The sequence below is a fragment of the Arthrobacter sp. NPDC097144 genome, assembly GCF_044762205.1.
Taxonomy (GTDB): Bacteria; Actinomycetota; Actinomycetes; order Actinomycetales; family Micrococcaceae; genus Arthrobacter_B.
On record NZ_JBIWDW010000004.1, the window covers coordinates 323426 to 338822 of the forward strand.

General features: G+C 64.8%; 13 protein-coding genes. 8 read left to right on the forward strand and 5 right to left on the reverse strand.

Features of this window, described 5'->3' with window-relative positions:
• Positions 1-28 precede the first annotated feature (28 nt).
• Both ACIQXM_RS11440 and ACIQXM_RS11445 read right to left on the reverse strand, forming a co-directional pair.
• Positions 29-700: a DUF4129 domain-containing protein gene (locus ACIQXM_RS11440; protein WP_400931495.1), complete on the reverse strand. Its 672-nt coding sequence runs from the start codon at positions 698-700 to the stop codon at positions 29-31.
• On the reverse strand, positions 697-2133 hold the full coding sequence (locus ACIQXM_RS11445) for a glycerophosphoryl diester phosphodiesterase membrane domain-containing protein (protein ID WP_400931497.1): 1437 nt from the start codon (positions 2131-2133) through the stop codon (positions 697-699). The genes ACIQXM_RS11440 and ACIQXM_RS11445 overlap by 4 nt, the downstream gene beginning before the upstream one ends.
• Before the next feature lie 266 nt (positions 2134-2399).
• Between ACIQXM_RS11445 and mtrA the strand changes: the two genes are divergently transcribed.
• The 7 genes from mtrA (at position 2400) to secA (ending at position 12773) form a co-directional block, all read left to right on the forward strand.
• Positions 2400-3077 (forward strand): MtrAB system response regulator MtrA, encoded by a 678-nt coding sequence (mtrA, locus tag ACIQXM_RS11450; protein ID WP_400931499.1) that lies wholly within the window; start codon positions 2400-2402, stop codon positions 3075-3077.
• A gap of 43 nt (positions 3078-3120) precedes the next feature.
• Positions 3121-4824 carry an MtrAB system histidine kinase MtrB gene (gene mtrB / locus ACIQXM_RS11455; protein WP_400931502.1) on the forward strand — a complete coding sequence of 568 codons (1704 nt, stop codon included), beginning with the start codon at positions 3121-3123 and terminating at the stop codon, positions 4822-4824.
• Entirely contained in the window at positions 4814-6574 is a 1761-nt protein-coding gene (locus tag ACIQXM_RS11460) for an LpqB family beta-propeller domain-containing protein (RefSeq protein ID WP_400931504.1), read from the forward strand. The genes mtrB and ACIQXM_RS11460 overlap by 11 nt, the downstream gene beginning before the upstream one ends.
• Positions 6575-6705: 131 nt before the next feature.
• On the forward strand, positions 6706-7707 hold the full coding sequence (locus tag ACIQXM_RS11465; protein ID WP_400931506.1) for a ComF family protein: 1002 nt from the start codon (positions 6706-6708) through the stop codon (positions 7705-7707).
• A 169-nt stretch (positions 7708-7876) separates the two neighbouring features.
• On the forward strand, positions 7877-8596 hold the full coding sequence (gene hpf / locus ACIQXM_RS11470; protein ID WP_400931508.1) for a ribosome hibernation-promoting factor, HPF/YfiA family: 720 nt from the start codon (positions 7877-7879) through the stop codon (positions 8594-8596).
• 120 nt (positions 8597-8716) lie between these two features.
• Complete coding sequence (locus ACIQXM_RS11475; RefSeq protein ID WP_400931510.1) at positions 8717-9925, forward strand: winged helix-turn-helix domain-containing protein; 1209 nt, start codon at positions 8717-8719, stop codon at positions 9923-9925.
• 91 nt (positions 9926-10016) lie between these two features.
• Positions 10017-12773, forward strand: coding sequence for a preprotein translocase subunit SecA (secA, locus tag ACIQXM_RS11480; RefSeq protein ID WP_400931512.1), 2757 nt, complete (start codon positions 10017-10019; stop codon positions 12771-12773).
• A gap of 24 nt (positions 12774-12797) precedes the next feature.
• Here the strand turns inward: secA and ACIQXM_RS11485 are convergent, their stop codons facing one another.
• Together ACIQXM_RS11485 and ACIQXM_RS11490 are read right to left on the reverse strand one after the other, a co-directional pair.
• Positions 12798-13388, reverse strand: coding sequence for an Rv3235 family protein (locus ACIQXM_RS11485; RefSeq protein WP_400931514.1), 591 nt, complete (start codon positions 13386-13388; stop codon positions 12798-12800).
• A 75-nt stretch (positions 13389-13463) separates the two neighbouring features.
• Complete coding sequence (locus ACIQXM_RS11490) at positions 13464-14210, reverse strand: LysM peptidoglycan-binding domain-containing protein (RefSeq protein WP_400931516.1); 747 nt, start codon at positions 14208-14210, stop codon at positions 13464-13466.
• 205 nt (positions 14211-14415) lie between these two features.
• Between ACIQXM_RS11490 and ACIQXM_RS11495 the strand changes: the two genes are divergently transcribed.
• A complete protein-coding gene (locus tag ACIQXM_RS11495) occupies positions 14416-14967 on the forward strand; it encodes a hypothetical protein (RefSeq protein WP_400931518.1) in 552 nt (183 codons plus the stop codon).
• 18 nt (positions 14968-14985) lie between these two features.
• On the opposite strand, the gene ACIQXM_RS11500 is transcribed toward ACIQXM_RS11495, so the two are convergent.
• Positions 14986-15219, reverse strand: coding sequence for a helix-turn-helix domain-containing protein (locus tag ACIQXM_RS11500; RefSeq protein WP_400931520.1), 234 nt, complete (start codon positions 15217-15219; stop codon positions 14986-14988).
• Positions 15220-15397 lie beyond the last annotated feature (178 nt).

The window sequence follows — 15397 nt, forward strand, 5'->3', positions numbered from 1 at the left end:
CCCGGTGCGCCGGCCTCATGCACCGTGCTCACCGCGGCACCGCCAGGGTGGAAACCGAAGCCGGTCCGGCGGACGGGGAGGACCGTTCCAACAGCCCGTCAAGATCCCGGGCACGGACGGCGTCAGCAGGAACGGCGGACAGGTGCCCGTACCGGACTTCGTCAAAGCGCCGCGCCAGCCAATGGATTTCGTCCTGGGCAGAGGGAAAGGCTCCGCTGAGTTCCTGCCCGGCTTCGGCCGCCGTGCGGCCGGCACGCGGTTCAAGGATCACGCGTTCCTCTGCTGAGCGGATCACGGCCCGAAGCCGCTCTGTCAGGGCAGTGTCCCATTCTCCGCGGGAGGCGGCTTCCTCGGCCAGCCTGCGGTGGTCTACTGCAACCCGGATCCCGGGTGAGTCGAAAACCGCCTTGCGGCGCCGTGCGTTCAGCCGGGGCCGGACCAGGAACACCGCGGCAGCCAGGAGAGCAGCTGCTCCCGCCGCAAGAAAGAGGACACCGAGAGTGGGATCCACACCGGTGATGCCCTCCAGCAGCCGGGAGAAAAAATCGCCCACCCACTGCCAAAACCGGTCCAGCAGGCTTGGCTCCGCCTCCTTGTACACGGACCGGGAAAGTTCCTTTTCAGCCCATCCCCGCCCCTGGTCGCCGTCGGGGAGCACCGGCACGTCGAAGCGGGCCCTGCCAAGCGGCAGCGCCGTCATCCGCTGGACCCGCTGCGGCGCCCGGGCACCAGATCGGGGGTGGATCCCGCGAGTTCCTGCTCCTTCATGAGGGTGAGGTCAAAACCTTCCCGGCGGATGCGGAGATCGACGTACAGCAGCGAGGTGACGGCTGACTGGAACGCGTACCCGATGGCACCGAAAAAAGTACTGATGGCAACGTTCAGCGCCACGAGGGCAAATGCCGCGCCGGCATCGGGCTCTGAACCGCTGCCAAAAGCAGTGACGAAACTCAGGAGCAGGACCACAGGCGTGCTGATGACGGACGAAACGATGGAGACCAGGATTGCCGTCAGTGCCAGGATTCCGAACGATCGCCAGTAATTTCTCTTGGTCAGTTGCCAGGACCGGCGCAGCGAGGCAAAAACCCCGGCAGGTTCCAGGACCAGTGCGGCCGGTGCCAGCGCAAACTTAACGGCCAGCCAGGCGAAGACGGCAATCAGCGCCAGGATGCCCAGTATCAGGACGGCAATGCCTGCGGCGCCCAGGAACTCCAGGATCAGCGCCAGGAGGAGGGAGAACACCACAATCCCGACCACGATCACCGCGAGCAGGAGCAGCCCCAGCCCTGCCAGGGGAAGGAGCCGGGAGCGGGAGAGCCGCCAGGTTTGGGCAAAGCCGGTTTTCAGGTTCAGGATCGAGCGCGCGACGGGCACCACCAGGATGCCCTGAAGGAGCAGGACGCCCACCACGGACACCACGCCCAGAAGGGAGACAGCTGTCAGGGACCAGCCGAAGGAGCCCTGACCGGACTCAAAATCCTCGACAGTGAATTCCGAACCGTCCGCATCGGTGCTGAACAGGTCCGAGGAGAAGAAGTTGCCCGCCACCAGATAGGTCAGCACTGCAATAACGCCCTGAATCAGCAGGGCCGTTCCAAAAGTTGCCGCAGCGTTCTTCCGGCAGGCCTGGAAGGCGCCGTCCAGCAGCTCGCCCAGGCCCAGCGGCCGCAGCGGTATGACGCCGGGCTTGGGCGGAGGTGTCCATCCGCCCTGGGGAAGGTAACCGGGAGCGCCCCAGGGCTGTCCGGGAGCCGCCGGCGGGAACATGCCGGGGGCTCCGGTACCGCCCTGGGCGCCGGGAGCTCCCGGTCCCGACCACTGCTGGTTCTGGTCCCACGGGTTCTGCTGGCCGGGTTGTCCCCACTGCTGTCCCCAGCCCTGCGGCGGTTCCGGCGGCGGTGGCAGAGGAGCAGTGGTGGGTGGCTGGCTTGCGGGATCGCCCCACGCCCCGGGGAGCTCGGGGGAGTCCTGCGCTCCCGGTGCTGCCCACCGCGAGGGCGGCTGCGGAGCGCTGCCGGTCCCGCTGGTGCCTCCCGTGCTTCCGCTTCCGCCGTCGTCGTCGTACTCCGGGCCGGCCGCAGGCGGCCGAACGGGTTCCTTCGGCTCCTCACCGCTGTGATTGTCCTGACCCAAAGCTTGTCCCCCAAACCGTTGTATTCCGTGTTCCGACTATAGTTCCAGAGCGGTCCCGGCGTCGCGGACAGAATCCGCCGGATTCTACGTCCTCTAGGATGAGAGGGATACTGCCAGCTGTCGTGCTGTCCTCGGACATGCCGGATGCCCCGCATTCCGGACAGCAGGCAGAAGCCCGCGCAGGCAGCCGGGCAGCCGGAGAAAATGGTCCGGGCAAGCACCGCAACGAGGAACCGGCTTGAGCAGTCAACTGGGGACAGGGAGTTATGAAGGCACGCATATTGGTCGTGGACGACGACGAAGCATTGGCCGAGATGATCGGTATTGTGCTCCGCAACGACGGGTTCGACCCTGTCTTCTGCGCGGACGGTTCCAAGGCGCTGGAAATTTTCCGCCATACCAAGCCCGACCTTGTCCTGCTGGACCTCATGCTCCCCGGAATCGACGGGATCGAGGTGTGCCGGCAGATCCGCGGTGAATCCGACGTGCCGATCGTCATGCTGACCGCAAAGTCGGACACCTCCGACGTCGTCCGGGGCCTGGAATCAGGGGCGGACGACTACGTTCCGAAACCGTTCAAGCCTGCCGAGCTCGTGGCCCGGGTGCGCGCACGGCTGCGTCCGGGCGACACGAAATCCCCGGAAACCCTCAGCATCAAAGAGGTGTCCATCGACGTGGCCGGCCACGTGGTCACCCGCGGTACTGACACCATTTCCCTCACTCCGCTGGAATTTGACCTGCTGGTGGCCCTGGCACGGAAGCCCTGGCAGGTATTCACCCGGGAGATGCTGCTGGAGCAGGTGTGGGGCTACCGCCATGCGGCGGATACCAGGTTGGTCAATGTCCACGTGCAGCGGCTTCGTTCCAAGATCGAGCGCGACCCCGAAGCACCCGAAATAGTCCTGACGGTGCGCGGTGTCGGTTACAAAGCAGGCCAGAGTTAGGCGGCGGGGGACTTCGGTCTTCAAGACCGAAGTCCTCCCGGCAGTGCTGCGGACGCTCAGGCAGTTCCGCGACGTGCTGCGCAAGGAAACATTTCACCGGATAGCCCGCGCCTGGCGGCGTTCCCTGCTGTTCAAGACCGTGGTCTCCACGCTGCTCCTGGTCACCCTTGCCTGCGGCGGCGTGGGTGCCTTCCTCTCGCATCAAATTGCCGGTGCGCTCTATGAAGAGCGCCTCAAGCAGTTCCAGTCGGAGGCCACGGCAGGGCTCGTCTCGGCCAAGGAAAACTTCCGGACCACTGCAGCCACGGACCGTGAGGGCACCGAACGGCTGGTTTCCAACACACTCTCACTTCTGGAGGGGCAGGGAGCCGACGCGCCCCGCCTTTACCTGCTGAGTCCTCTGCCGGGACAGGAGCAGGACCTTTTTGTCTCCCAGACGCTGGGGGAGGGCATTACCGCCGGCAGCATTCCGCTGCCCCTGAGCGAGTCCGTTCGAAGCATCGATGTTGATGACGACCGCGACACCATCCACTGGTCCGCCATGGCCCTGTCCCACGGCGAGCCCGGCCTGGCCTTCGGCACCAAGGTCACCCTCCCGCCGGACCGGGCCGAGTACGCCCTCTACCTCATCTACGACCTGTCCTCCATGCAGCAGACCCTCGATGACATCCACCGCATCCTGTGGATCGCCGGCGGCCTGCTCCTGGTCATCATCGGGACCATCGCCTGGATCGTCGCCAAGGCCGGAGTCGGAGCCATCAGCGATGCGGCGGCCGTCTCCGAAAAACTGGCCGCCGGCGAGCTTCAGGAACGCATGGTCGTCAAGGGCGAGGACGACGTCGCCCGCCTGGCCGCGTCCTTCAACCACATGGCGGCCACCCTGCAGGATCAGATCACCCAGCTGGCCCAGCTTTCGCGCATGCAGCAGGTCTTCGTCTCGGATGTGTCCCACGAACTGCGTACCCCGCTGACTACTGTGCGGATGGCGGCCGAGGTTCTTTACGACGCGCGGGACGGGTTCGACCCCATCAGCCGCCGTTCCACGGAGCTGCTCTACCACCAGGTGGAACGTTTCCAGGCCCTGCTCGCTGACCTGCTGGAAATTTCCCGGTTCGACGCCGGCGCGGCATCGCCTGATCTGGAGCCCACCGACATTTTCACCGTGGTCCGCGACGTCATCGACGCTACGGAACCGCTGGCCCTGAACATCGGATCGGAAATCACTGTGGTCTCCAAGGAAACCAGCTGCATGGTGGACGCAGACCCCCGGCGGATCGAACGCATTATCCGCAACCTGGTGGTCAACGCCCTGGAACACGGCGAAGGAAAGCCCATCGAGATTGCCATTGCCTCCAACCTGGACGCCGTTGCGGTGGCAGTGCGGGATCACGGCATCGGCATGACCGACGACGAAGCTTCACGGGTGTTCGACCGCTTCTGGCGCGCCGATCCGGCCCGGGCACGGACCACTGGCGGCAGCGGACTGGGACTGTCCATCGCCGTCGAAGACGCTTTGCTGCACGGGGGACTGCTCCAGGCCTGGGGGCGCCCGGGAGACGGAGCCTGCTTCCGGCTCACGCTGCCCCGCCGGCACGGGGTGCCCTTCGCCGAGTCACCGGTGCCGTTGTCACCGTACGATGGCGCCCCCGGAACCCGTGCGCTGGCCGCCCATGCGGCGGCGCCCGTCATCACCCCGGTCACCACACCCGCAGACGCACCAGCCCAGGAGCCGACCGATGGACGCTAGAAACTCCGTTTCCTCCCGGCCGTTTGCGAAGCTGGTGCTGATGGCGGCCCTGCTGATGGCGGTCCTGTCCGGATGTTCCTCCATTCCCACCACCGGACCTGTGGGCACCGCTTCCGCGGACAGCGACGGCAGCTCACTGGTGAACACCTTTGACGTGGCCCCGCGGGGGCCCAGCCAAAACGGCGGAGAGTCTCCGGCGGAAATCCTGAAGGGCTTCATTACCGCGGGAACAGGTGCAGCAGATGATTACAGCGTGGCCCGTGAATTCCTGACCGACTCCCTGGCCAAAACCTGGACCCCCAATGACCGGGTGCTGATTTACGGTGCGGATCCGGACATTGTTCCCTCAGCTGACGGGAAGAGCTACGCCATCCAGCTGGAAGTGGTCGGAGCCCTGGATACGCGCGGGATCCGCACCGACAAAGCCCTGGGTACCACGGAAACCATTTCCGCCACCATGGAGCAGGAAGACGGCCAATGGCGGATCAACGCCATTCCCAACGGGATCATGATCTCCGAGGTCAATTTTTCCCTCCTGTTCCTCTCCCACAACCTGTACTTCTACTCGAGCAACTATGAGTTCTGGGTTCCGGACACCCGTTGGTTCGTCCAAAAGTCCGGCATTGCCGCCAACGTGGTCAAGGCCATGCTGGAAGGTCCGGCGCCCTATCTGCAGGGAGCCGTAAGCAGCGCCTTCCCGGCGGGCACCGCTCTTGCCCGGGACGCCGTGCCGGTGGTCTCAGGCGTTGCAACGGTGGACCTGTCCGCCGAGGTCCTGCAGGATTCCAATGACCTCAACCGGCAGCAGATGGCCCTGCAGCTGCAGCAAAACCTGACCAACCTCAACAACGTGAACTCGGTCAGCATGACGGTCAACCAGCGCGCCGTGGACCTGGGCAAGGAAAGCAGCGCGCTGGTAACCGCCGTCGCCGATCCCGAGGTGGGCAGCACCCAGATTGCTGTGCATCAAAATGAGCTGGCTTACTTCAAGGGAGTGGCGCCGCAGGCCATCGAGGGCATTCCCAGTGTTGCGGCGTACGGCCCGCGGGATCCGGCGCTCTCCCTGGACCTGGCCACGGTTGCCTTCCTCAACAGGGATCGAACATCCCTGTTCCTGACCGGACCTAACCAAGATGTTCGCAAAGTCGCTGACGGCACGGCGCTGACCGCTCCGAGTATTGATGTGGAAAAGTGGACGTGGACGGCCTCAAACACCGGGGACGGAGCCAAAATCCTCGCACTGCCTCCGGGCGGCGGCCCCGAACAGGTCCTGTCGCTGCCGGTGGCCTGGCTGAACGAAGTCGCGATTTCCGAGCTTCGGATTTCCCGTGACGGGGCGCGCGCACTGCTGGTCACGAACCAGGGCGGGAAAAGCCATGTGTTGGTTGCCGGCGTCGTGCGGGACACGGACGGAACCCCGAAGACCCTGACAACTCCGCTGGAGCTGGCAGTCACCGCCAACACGGGATCCGGGGTTCCCCAGACGCTTCCAGTGAACCGCGCCAAGTGGGTCTCGCAGGATTCCATCGTCGCGGTGCAGACGTCCCCGGACAACCAGGTCATGCCCGTGATTCTGCGTTTGGGTTCCAGCCCGGAACCGCTGGCAGGCCTGACCGGTATTACCAGCCTCAGCGCCGGCAAGGGAGAACAGGACATCTACGTCCAGACCGACGACGCCATGTTCAAGCGGATGGGGAACAGCTGGTACGAGGTGGGCAGGGAACTGCTGGATCCGGCGTTCCCCGGGTAGCCGTTTTCCGGGTAGCCCTTCCCCACGCAACCGTCCTGCACAGGCGAAGCTAAACCGCTGCCAAGTCCTGGTTTCCCACCTCAGGATGAGTGCGTACCGACTCACCTCGTTCCCTGCCTCAGGGTGAAGGTATGGAGATTCCGGATCCTTCACCACGCTTCAAGGCGGGCTCGCCGTCGCGGGACCGCCTTCCGTCGCTGGCCAGGGTCCAGGCCCTTTTGGGCAGCGCTGCGGACCGGTGGCGGCTGCAGCCGCGGGTTGCCGCGGTCGGGGCTGCAGGGGCTGACCTGCTTGCCGTACTGCTCCCGGCATCCTGCGTCGTCTGCGGAGCACCGGATTCATCCCTGTGTCCCGGTTGCCGGGACAGGGTCCGGCGCAGCACCACCCGCCCCTACTACGCCCAGTCCGCGGCAGAACTGCTTCCGAGCGCAGAGGCAGGGAAGCAGGGGGAGCCGGACGGCGGTGCCTGCGGGCTCAAAACCCTGCCCGGGCCGGATCAGGCGGATGTGGAACTGCCGGCGCTGCCGGTGCTTGCCGCCGGCCGCTATGCGGGCGGTCTGGCACGGGTGCTGCTCGCCTATAAGAACCACGGCCACACCGACCTCGCCGGTGTGCTCCTGCCGATCCTCGCAGGGGCACTTCATCATGCCGTACAGGACATCGACAGCAGCGCCGGGCTTTTCCTGGTGCCCGTTCCGGGTTCGGGACGGGCACTGCGCCGCCGTGGTTACAACCCACTGACGATGCTTCTGGGCGCGCTGCGGACCGGCGGGCTGCTGCCGGCCGGGACAGGGGTTGCACCGGTGCTCCGCTTGGCGGGACGCAGGCCACGGGACATGCTGCGGCCGGGCGCCCTGGTGGCCGCTGCATCCGGGATCGCCGGCGCAAGCCAAAAGAGCCTGGGACGGAAGGGGCGGCGCCGGAATGTTTCCGGAACTATGACCGCCGGCCCTGCCGGCACGCTGGCAGGCAGGCGGTGTCTCGTCGTCGACGATGTCCTCACCACCGGGGCCACACTGGCGGAGGCTACGCGTGCGCTGCGGGCTGCGGGGGCACGGGTCGAAGGCGCCGTAGTCATCGCAGCCACTGCAGCTCCGGCAAGTGACGCAAATAACATCGAGGGCGGATCGTAGTCCATAGGACACGGCTCAGGTAATCGGAATGTCCGGAGGTGAATAACGCTGGGCAGTGATCTAACGTGTTGGTATGGACAGCTTCAAGAAACGGAGTTGTCCTGCGGCAGCGGTCGCAGGATTTTGACAGCGGCCGGTGCTGTGTCACCGAAATCTATTGGAGGGCACCATGGAATTCATGATTAGCGGACGCAACGTTGCAGTATCCGACCGGTTCCGGGAGTATGCCGAAGAACGAATCGCCAAGGTGGAGAACCTGGCGAACAAGGTCCAGCGGGTAGACGCACGAGTCACCAAGCAACCCAACGTCCGTGAAGCCGACAGCTCTCTGACCGTTGAATTGACGGTTGTCGGCCGGGGCCCCGTGGTACGCGCAGAAGCCACCTCAGGCGACAAGTTCGCCGCCTTTGACCTTGCGTATGCCAAACTCATTGAACGCCTGCGCAGGGCCAGCGACCGCAGGAAGGTCCACCACGGCCGCCACACCCCGGTAGCAGTCCGGCTTGCAACCGCAGATCTTGAGACGGCGAGCACCAGTGAACCGCTGTACAGCCAGCTGGAAAAGGAAGCAGCCGACGCTGATGCCGTCACCGCTCAGAGCGACGAAGAGTCCGCGGAACCGGATGAGAACTGCCCTGTCCTGATTCGGCGCAAGGTCTTCCCGGGTGCCCCCATGAGCCTTGACGACGCCGTGGACGCTATGGAGCTGGTTGGCCACGATTTCTACCTGTTCGTGGATTCCGCCACCGGAGCGCCCTCCGTGGTGTACCGGCGCCGGGGCTGGACCTACGGCGTGATTACCCTTGATGCCCGGTGCGCCGAAGGTACCGAAGACATCAAGGAAGAGGTCCGCGGATACCGTGCCGGGGAAGAAGCCAAGACTGCTTGATGCAGAGTCCTTAGTGCAGGGCCCCTGAGGCAGCGGCCCGCTGAAGGCCTCCGGCCGGGATGGAACGTGGTGAACGGTTCATCCCGCCGGGGGCCTTCTTGCTGCGCCTAGGATGGCGGTATGACCTTGACCCTCACGCCCCGGCAGGCACGGCTGACCGCACTGGGTGCCCAGGGACTCGTGAAGGGACGCCCCGGAAGCCCGAACACCAAGTCTGTGGGACGGATCCTGCAGCGGCTGCAGCTGCTGCAGATCGACTCCGTCAACGTGCTGTCCCGGAGCCACTATCTGCCCCTGTTTTCGCGGCTGGGCCCCTATGACACAGCTGTCGCGGACCGGTTGGCCTCAAAAGCCCCGCGCAGGATGGTGGAGTACTGGGCGCACGAAGCCAGCTATATCCGTCCCGAGCTCTTCGCCGACCTGCGCACGGTCCAAAGCCGTGTCTGGATGACCGCCCACTCCCTGCAGCCGGAGCTGAAGGAACGGCTCAGCGCGGAGATCCTCGGGCTCCTGGCTGACGGCCCGCCGCTGACGGCCCGGGAGATAGCCGCCAAGCTGGGAGGGGTCCAGGCCAGGGACTCCGGCAACTGGGGCTGGAATTGGAGCGCGTCCAAACGGGTGCTGGAGGATCTGTTTGCTTCCGGCCTGCTCAGCTCGGCCGGGCGCACTCCGCAGTTCGAGCGGATTTACGCCCCCACGGCCGCCGTGCATCCCGCAGGGGCGGCGGCCCTGGAACCCGCCGATCCCCGGCAGGCGGTCCTGCGCCTAACCGAACTGGCCGCCCGGGCGCACGGGGTGGGGACCATCCGCAGTCTTGCGGACTACTTCCGGCTGCCGCAGCGGGAAACGGCGGAGGCGGTCGAACAGCTGGAACGGGAAGGCCGCCTTCGGCGCGTTGACGTAGCAGGCCTCAGATCCCCGGCATATCTGCACGCGGATGCGATCATCCCGCGCAAGTCCTCGGCCCGGGCCCTCCTGAGCCCCTTTGACTCCATGGTTTTTGAGCGGAAGCGGCTTGAGTCGCTCTTTGGCTTCCGGTACCGCCTTGAGATTTATACGCCGCCGCTGAAACGCTGCTACGGCTATTACGTGCTGCCCTTCCTGCTGGGGGATCAGTTCGCGGCGCGGGTGGACCTGAAAGCGGACCGCTACAACCGCGCACTGCTGGTGCAGGCCGCCCACCGGGAAGACAACGCTCCGACGCATACAGCCGTTGAGCTTGCCGCAGAACTACGTATGATGGCAGATTGGCTGGGGCTGCATGACGTTATCGTAAAACCGTCGGGGAATCTTGCCTCCGAGCTAAAGCTGGCAGTATGCCGTGAATAGCCCCGCTGCGGGAACACCGGCACTCTGCCAAACGTCTCTCACGTAGACTGGGGACGCCAGAATTAGGCAACACTAGATTGGGAGCAAATCAGTGGCATCACTACTCGAACGGGTTCTTCGTACAGGCGATAAGAAGACGCTGAAGACACTGCGCAATTACGCCGATGCGATCAACGTGCTCGAGGACGAGTACAGGGGTATGTCGGACGCCGAACTCCGGGGGGAAACGGAACGCTTCAAGGAGCGGTACGCCGGCGGCGAGAGCCTGGACGATTTGCTGCCGGAGGCCTTCGCCGCCGTCCGTGAAGCCGCGGGCCGCACACTCGGCATGCGCCACTTCGACGTGCAGCTGATGGGTGGAGCAGCGCTTCACCTGGGCAACATCGCCGAAATGAAGACCGGTGAAGGTAAAACCCTTGTCGCCACCGCCCCGGCCTACCTGAACGCCCTTACCGGGCGCGGCGTCCACATCGTGACCGTCAACGACTACCTCGCCGAATACCAGTCGGAGCTGATGGGCCGAGTCTTCCGCTTCCTGGGAATGACCAGCGGCGTCATCTTGTCCAATCAGGACCCGGCCACCCGCCGCGAGCAGTACAACGCGGACATCACTTACGGAACCAACAACGAATTCGGTTTCGACTACCTGCGCGACAACATGGCCTGGAGCGCCGCCGAGCTGGTTCAGCGCGGCCACCACTACGCCATCGTCGATGAAGTTGACTCCATCCTCATTGATGAGGCCCGCACGCCGCTGATCATCTCCGGGGCGGCCAGCGGCGACGTCAACCGCTGGTACACCGAATTCTCCAAGGTGGTGCAGCGCCTGACGCTGGACACCGACTACGAGGTGGACGAGAAGAAGCGCACCGTAGGCGTGCTGGAATCGGGAATCGAAAAGGTCGAGGACTACCTCGGTATTTCCAACCTCTACGAATCCGCCAACACGCCGCTGATCGGTTTCCTCAACAACGCCATCAAGGCCAAGGAACTGTTCAAACGGGACAAGGATTACGTGGTCCTCAACGGTGAGGTCATGATCGTTGATGAGCACACGGGCCGCATCCTCGCCGGCCGCCGCTACAACGAGGGCATGCACCAGGCCATTGAGGCCAAGGAAGGCGTGGCCATCAAGGCGGAGAACCAGACGCTGGCGACGGTCACCCTGCAGAACTACTTCCGCCTCTACGAGAAGCTTTCGGGCATGACCGGAACGGCCGAGACCGAAGCCGCCGAATTCATGAGCACCTACAAGCTGGGCGTGGTGCCGATTCCCACGAACAAGCCCATGGCGCGCATCGATCAGTCCGACCTGATCTACAAGAACGAAATTGCCAAGTTCGACGCCGTTGTCCAGGACATCGCCGAGCGCCATGCCGCCGGGCAGCCGGTCCTGGTGGGTACCACCAGCGTGGAGAAGAGCGAATACCTCTCCAAGCAGCTGGCCAAGGCCGGGATCCGGCACGAGGTCCTGAACGCTAAGAACCATGCACGCGAAGCCGCCATCGTGGCGCAGGCCGGACGCAAGGGTGCCGTAACCGTGGCCACCAACATGGCCGGCCGAGGCACCGACATCATGCTGGGCGGAAACGCCGAGTTCAATGCGATCGCCGAGCTGGAGCGCCGCGGCCTGGACCCGAGCGAGAATCCGGACGAGTACGAGGCAGCCTGGCCGGATGCCCTCGAAAAGGCACGTGAAGCCGTTGCCGCCGAACAGCAGGAAGTCATTGAGCTCGGCGGCCTGTATGTTCTCGGAACCGAGCGACATGAATCACGGCGCATCGACAACCAGCTGCGCGGTCGTTCCGGCCGCCAGGGTGACCCCGGGGAGTCACGCTTCTACCTCTCGCTCACCGATGACCTGATGCGTCTGTTCAACTCCGGTGCCGCCGAGCGGATCATGAACAGCTCCTCGATGCCTGACGACGTCGCACTGGAATCGAAGCTCGTATCCAAGGCCATCCAGAACGCCCAGGGCCAGGTGGAGGGCCGCAACGCCGAGCAGCGCAAGAATGTCCTGAAGTACGACGACGTCCTGAACCGACAGCGTGAAGCCATCTACGGCGACCGGCGCCGGATCCTGGAGGGCGACGATCTGCAGGAAAAGATCGGCTTCTTCCTGGAGGACGTGGTGACCTCGATTGTCAATGAGGCGACAGCCGAGGGCCATGGCGATGACTGGGACTACGAACAGCTCTGGACCAACCTCAAGACGCTCTACCCGGTGAGCTTGACCATCGACGAAGTGGTTGAGGAAGCCGGAGGACGCTCCAAGGTCACGCGGGAATTCCTGCAGGAGGAAATCCTCTCCGATGCCAAGCTGGCCTACCAGGCCCGGGAAGAAGCGCTGGGCGCACCGGCCATGCGCGAACTGGAGCGCCGGGTGGTGCTTTCGGTGATCGGCCGCAAGTGGCAGGAACACCTTTACGAGATGGACTATCTCAAGGAGGGTATTGGACTTCGGGCCATGGCCCAGCGCGATCCCCTGGTGGAGTACCAGCGCGAAGGGTTCGTCATGTTCCAGACGATGACGGAGGCCATCCGTGAGGAGAGCATCGGCTACCTGTTCAACGCCGAGGTGAAGGTAAACCAGCCCGCCGCGGATGTTCCGCCGGCTCTGGCCGGACTCAAGGACGGACGCGGCGTCGTCGGCCAGCCGACGGTGACAGCTGCCGGCCTCGAGGCTCCCCAGCGTCCTGCCAGCCTCCAGTTCTCGGCGCCCAACACCGAGGGCGGAGTGGAAACCCGCGTTGAGCGTGCAGTCTCCGACAAGCCTGCGAAGTCCGGCCCTGCAGATCAGCAGCGGAAGGCACAGGGTGCTCCGAAAAAAACCAAGCGCCGCAAGTAGAGGTCAGGCCGGCAGCCGTCCGGCCTAACCGATTTCCAGGGCGGTAATTTTCCAGAGTCCGCGCCGCAGTTCTATTCTCAGAGCTGCGGCGCGGACTCTGTTTTGTTCGGCCGCAACCACAGAAGCCTCATATACGCCCTCCGAGACCGGGCAGATCCGGCAGCACCGGATCACTACCTGCCGGTGCAGCCGCACCGGAGCGGGGAGCTGGCCGCCTGTGCGGCCGGCGGGTGCAGCATTCCTGCTGCGCACCAGGTTTGCGCGCAGCTGCAGCCGTTCATAGCTGTCCGGATCCAGCCAGCGGGCCATCTGCTGCAGGGGCCGGGTTCCTCCAAGCACCTCCAACGCTGCTTGGGTAACCGACCTGGCAATGGCATCCACGCGTGAATCATCTGCGGGGTCGCTCTGCCAGTGAGCCGCCTCCACCGCCGCCGGCCCGGCCGGGGCCCGCGAGTCAACCGTGACGGGGCGCGGGAGGAGCTTGACGGGCGGCGCATCCTGCGGGGTGTAGCCCGTGACGGCAATGCGCTGGACAGTCAGCGGACGCGGGGCGCCCGAGGCGGCCGCCAAGTCATCTGCGTCCTCATGGACGGGAAATGTGATCACGGTGGTCATGGTGACTGTCCTTTCCTGCACAGCGGCTTCGGAGAGCGCGCGATAACTGGATGCGAGCCGAACATGTACTTCGGGTCAGTGCCGCGGCGGTAATTCCGGAGCGTCGGGAATCTCGAAGGCCTGGCCGGGCAGAATCAGGTCCGGGGAATCGCCGATCACTGCCCGGTTGCGCTCATACCAGCGGGGCCAGTGGGCAGCGATGTCCGCCTCGGTGGCCTGCGGACCCAGCTGCGCAGAGGCCAGGCTCCATAAGGAGTCGCCTTCACGCACTACTGCCTGTGATTCGGTTTCCGGCCGGACGGGACGGACAAAGACATTCTCGGCATCTGGCGCTGACCGGGGTTTCCAGTGGGGTGTCGGGTGCTCGTCGCTTCCGTCCGCTGCGGCAGGATTCTGCAGGGGGCCGACGGTCCTTGAAGGCTGCTCCAAAGCGGAGATTCCCTGCGGCTGGCTTCCCTGCGGGAAGAGCTCAGCGGCCTGGGCCCCGCCCGCTCCGGAAACGAGATTCAGCCCGATGACAGCAACAGCCAGCCGCTTCATGAAGGCGGGAGCCAATGCACCCGCGGCAGCGGCGGCGGCAGCATGGCCCGCCTTTCGCAGCGCTGCATACGCCACAGCCATGGCCAGTCCAACGCTCCATACCGCTGCGATGCCCACTCCCGCCGCAGCAGCGCTAAAGCCGGCAAGCTCCTGCAGTGAAGAAACGGAACCGCGAACAAGCGTTTCAGGGTTGGGCCGAGTTGAGAATCCAGCCCAGACCAGGATCACCGCGGCGATGATGCCGGCGGCCAGAGTGAGGAGATCCCGCATATGGTGTCTCATTCCTGGTCTCCTTAGGGTTCAGGACTGGGCAAGACGGGTGAAGCAGATTGATCCAGTTTGATGCAGTTTGATGTCGTTTGGAGCGACTAAGTTCGTTTGATGGGACTTGTCTACAGGCCAGCCCTGAGGGTGTCTAGGGTGTTTGCGGGATTGTGCGTAACGCTGCGCCGTAGTTGGGGGCCGGGGGAGCGGCTAGCCTGTGCAGATGCGATGGGAAGCACTTTTTGCCGATTTGGAAGCCCAGCTTGCTGCGGCGCGCGAACAGGTCCTCGAGTCCGAGGTGTCGGAGCGGCTTCGAACGGACTTTGCCGCATTGGAATTGGCCGGCCGGCTGCACAGCCAGACCGGGAGGCTGCTCAAAATCGATCTGGGGCTTCCGGGAGCCGTTGAGGGAGTGCTCAGCCATGTGGGCCGCGGGTGGGTTGTGCTGGAGGACAGGGGCCGTTCCTCCGTCATCGTCCTTGACCACGCGTTGTCCATCAGCGGGATGGATCGCTTCTCCGACATCGAGGCGCCGGTGGCACGGCTTGGGCTGGCATCAGCCCTCCGCGCGCTCTCACGGAACCGTGCACATGTCCGGGTGCACCCGGCCGGCGTGCCGCCGGCCTCAGCCCTGGCGGGCACCGTGGACCGGGTGGGGAAGGATTTCTTTGAACTGTCGCTGATACCGCACGGCGAACCGCGCCGGGCGGAAAATGTCCGCGGCGTCTGCGCCGTCCCGCTTTCCGCCGTTGCCGCGGTCAGCTCCGCCCGCTGATACCCTGCAGCCGTTCCCTTACTGCTCGGGGAGGGCGCCCTGGGGTGCTCCTTCACGCTGGCCGGAGGCAGACCGCCGGTAGGCATCGGCAATAAATTCCTCCAGCACGCGGGACTCCACCCGCCACTGCCCCCGGCCCCCGATTTGGATGGCAGGGAGCTCTCCGGACCGTACCAGGGCATATGTCTGGGACGAAGATATGTTCAGCACCTCGCCGACATCGGCCAGCGTCAGGAACCTCTTCTCACCCACGTATCCACCTCTGTATCCGTTTACCGCGTATCCGGGTGCCGCACTGCTGCCATCAGTGTCCCATTGCTGCAGCTGCGCTGGTCACGTTATCCACACTTTGAACTTTTCCCCAAATCACCGTTTCAATCCGCGTATTTGTGGTCAACAATGTCAGCGATTGCCAGTCCGGGCCCGGCAG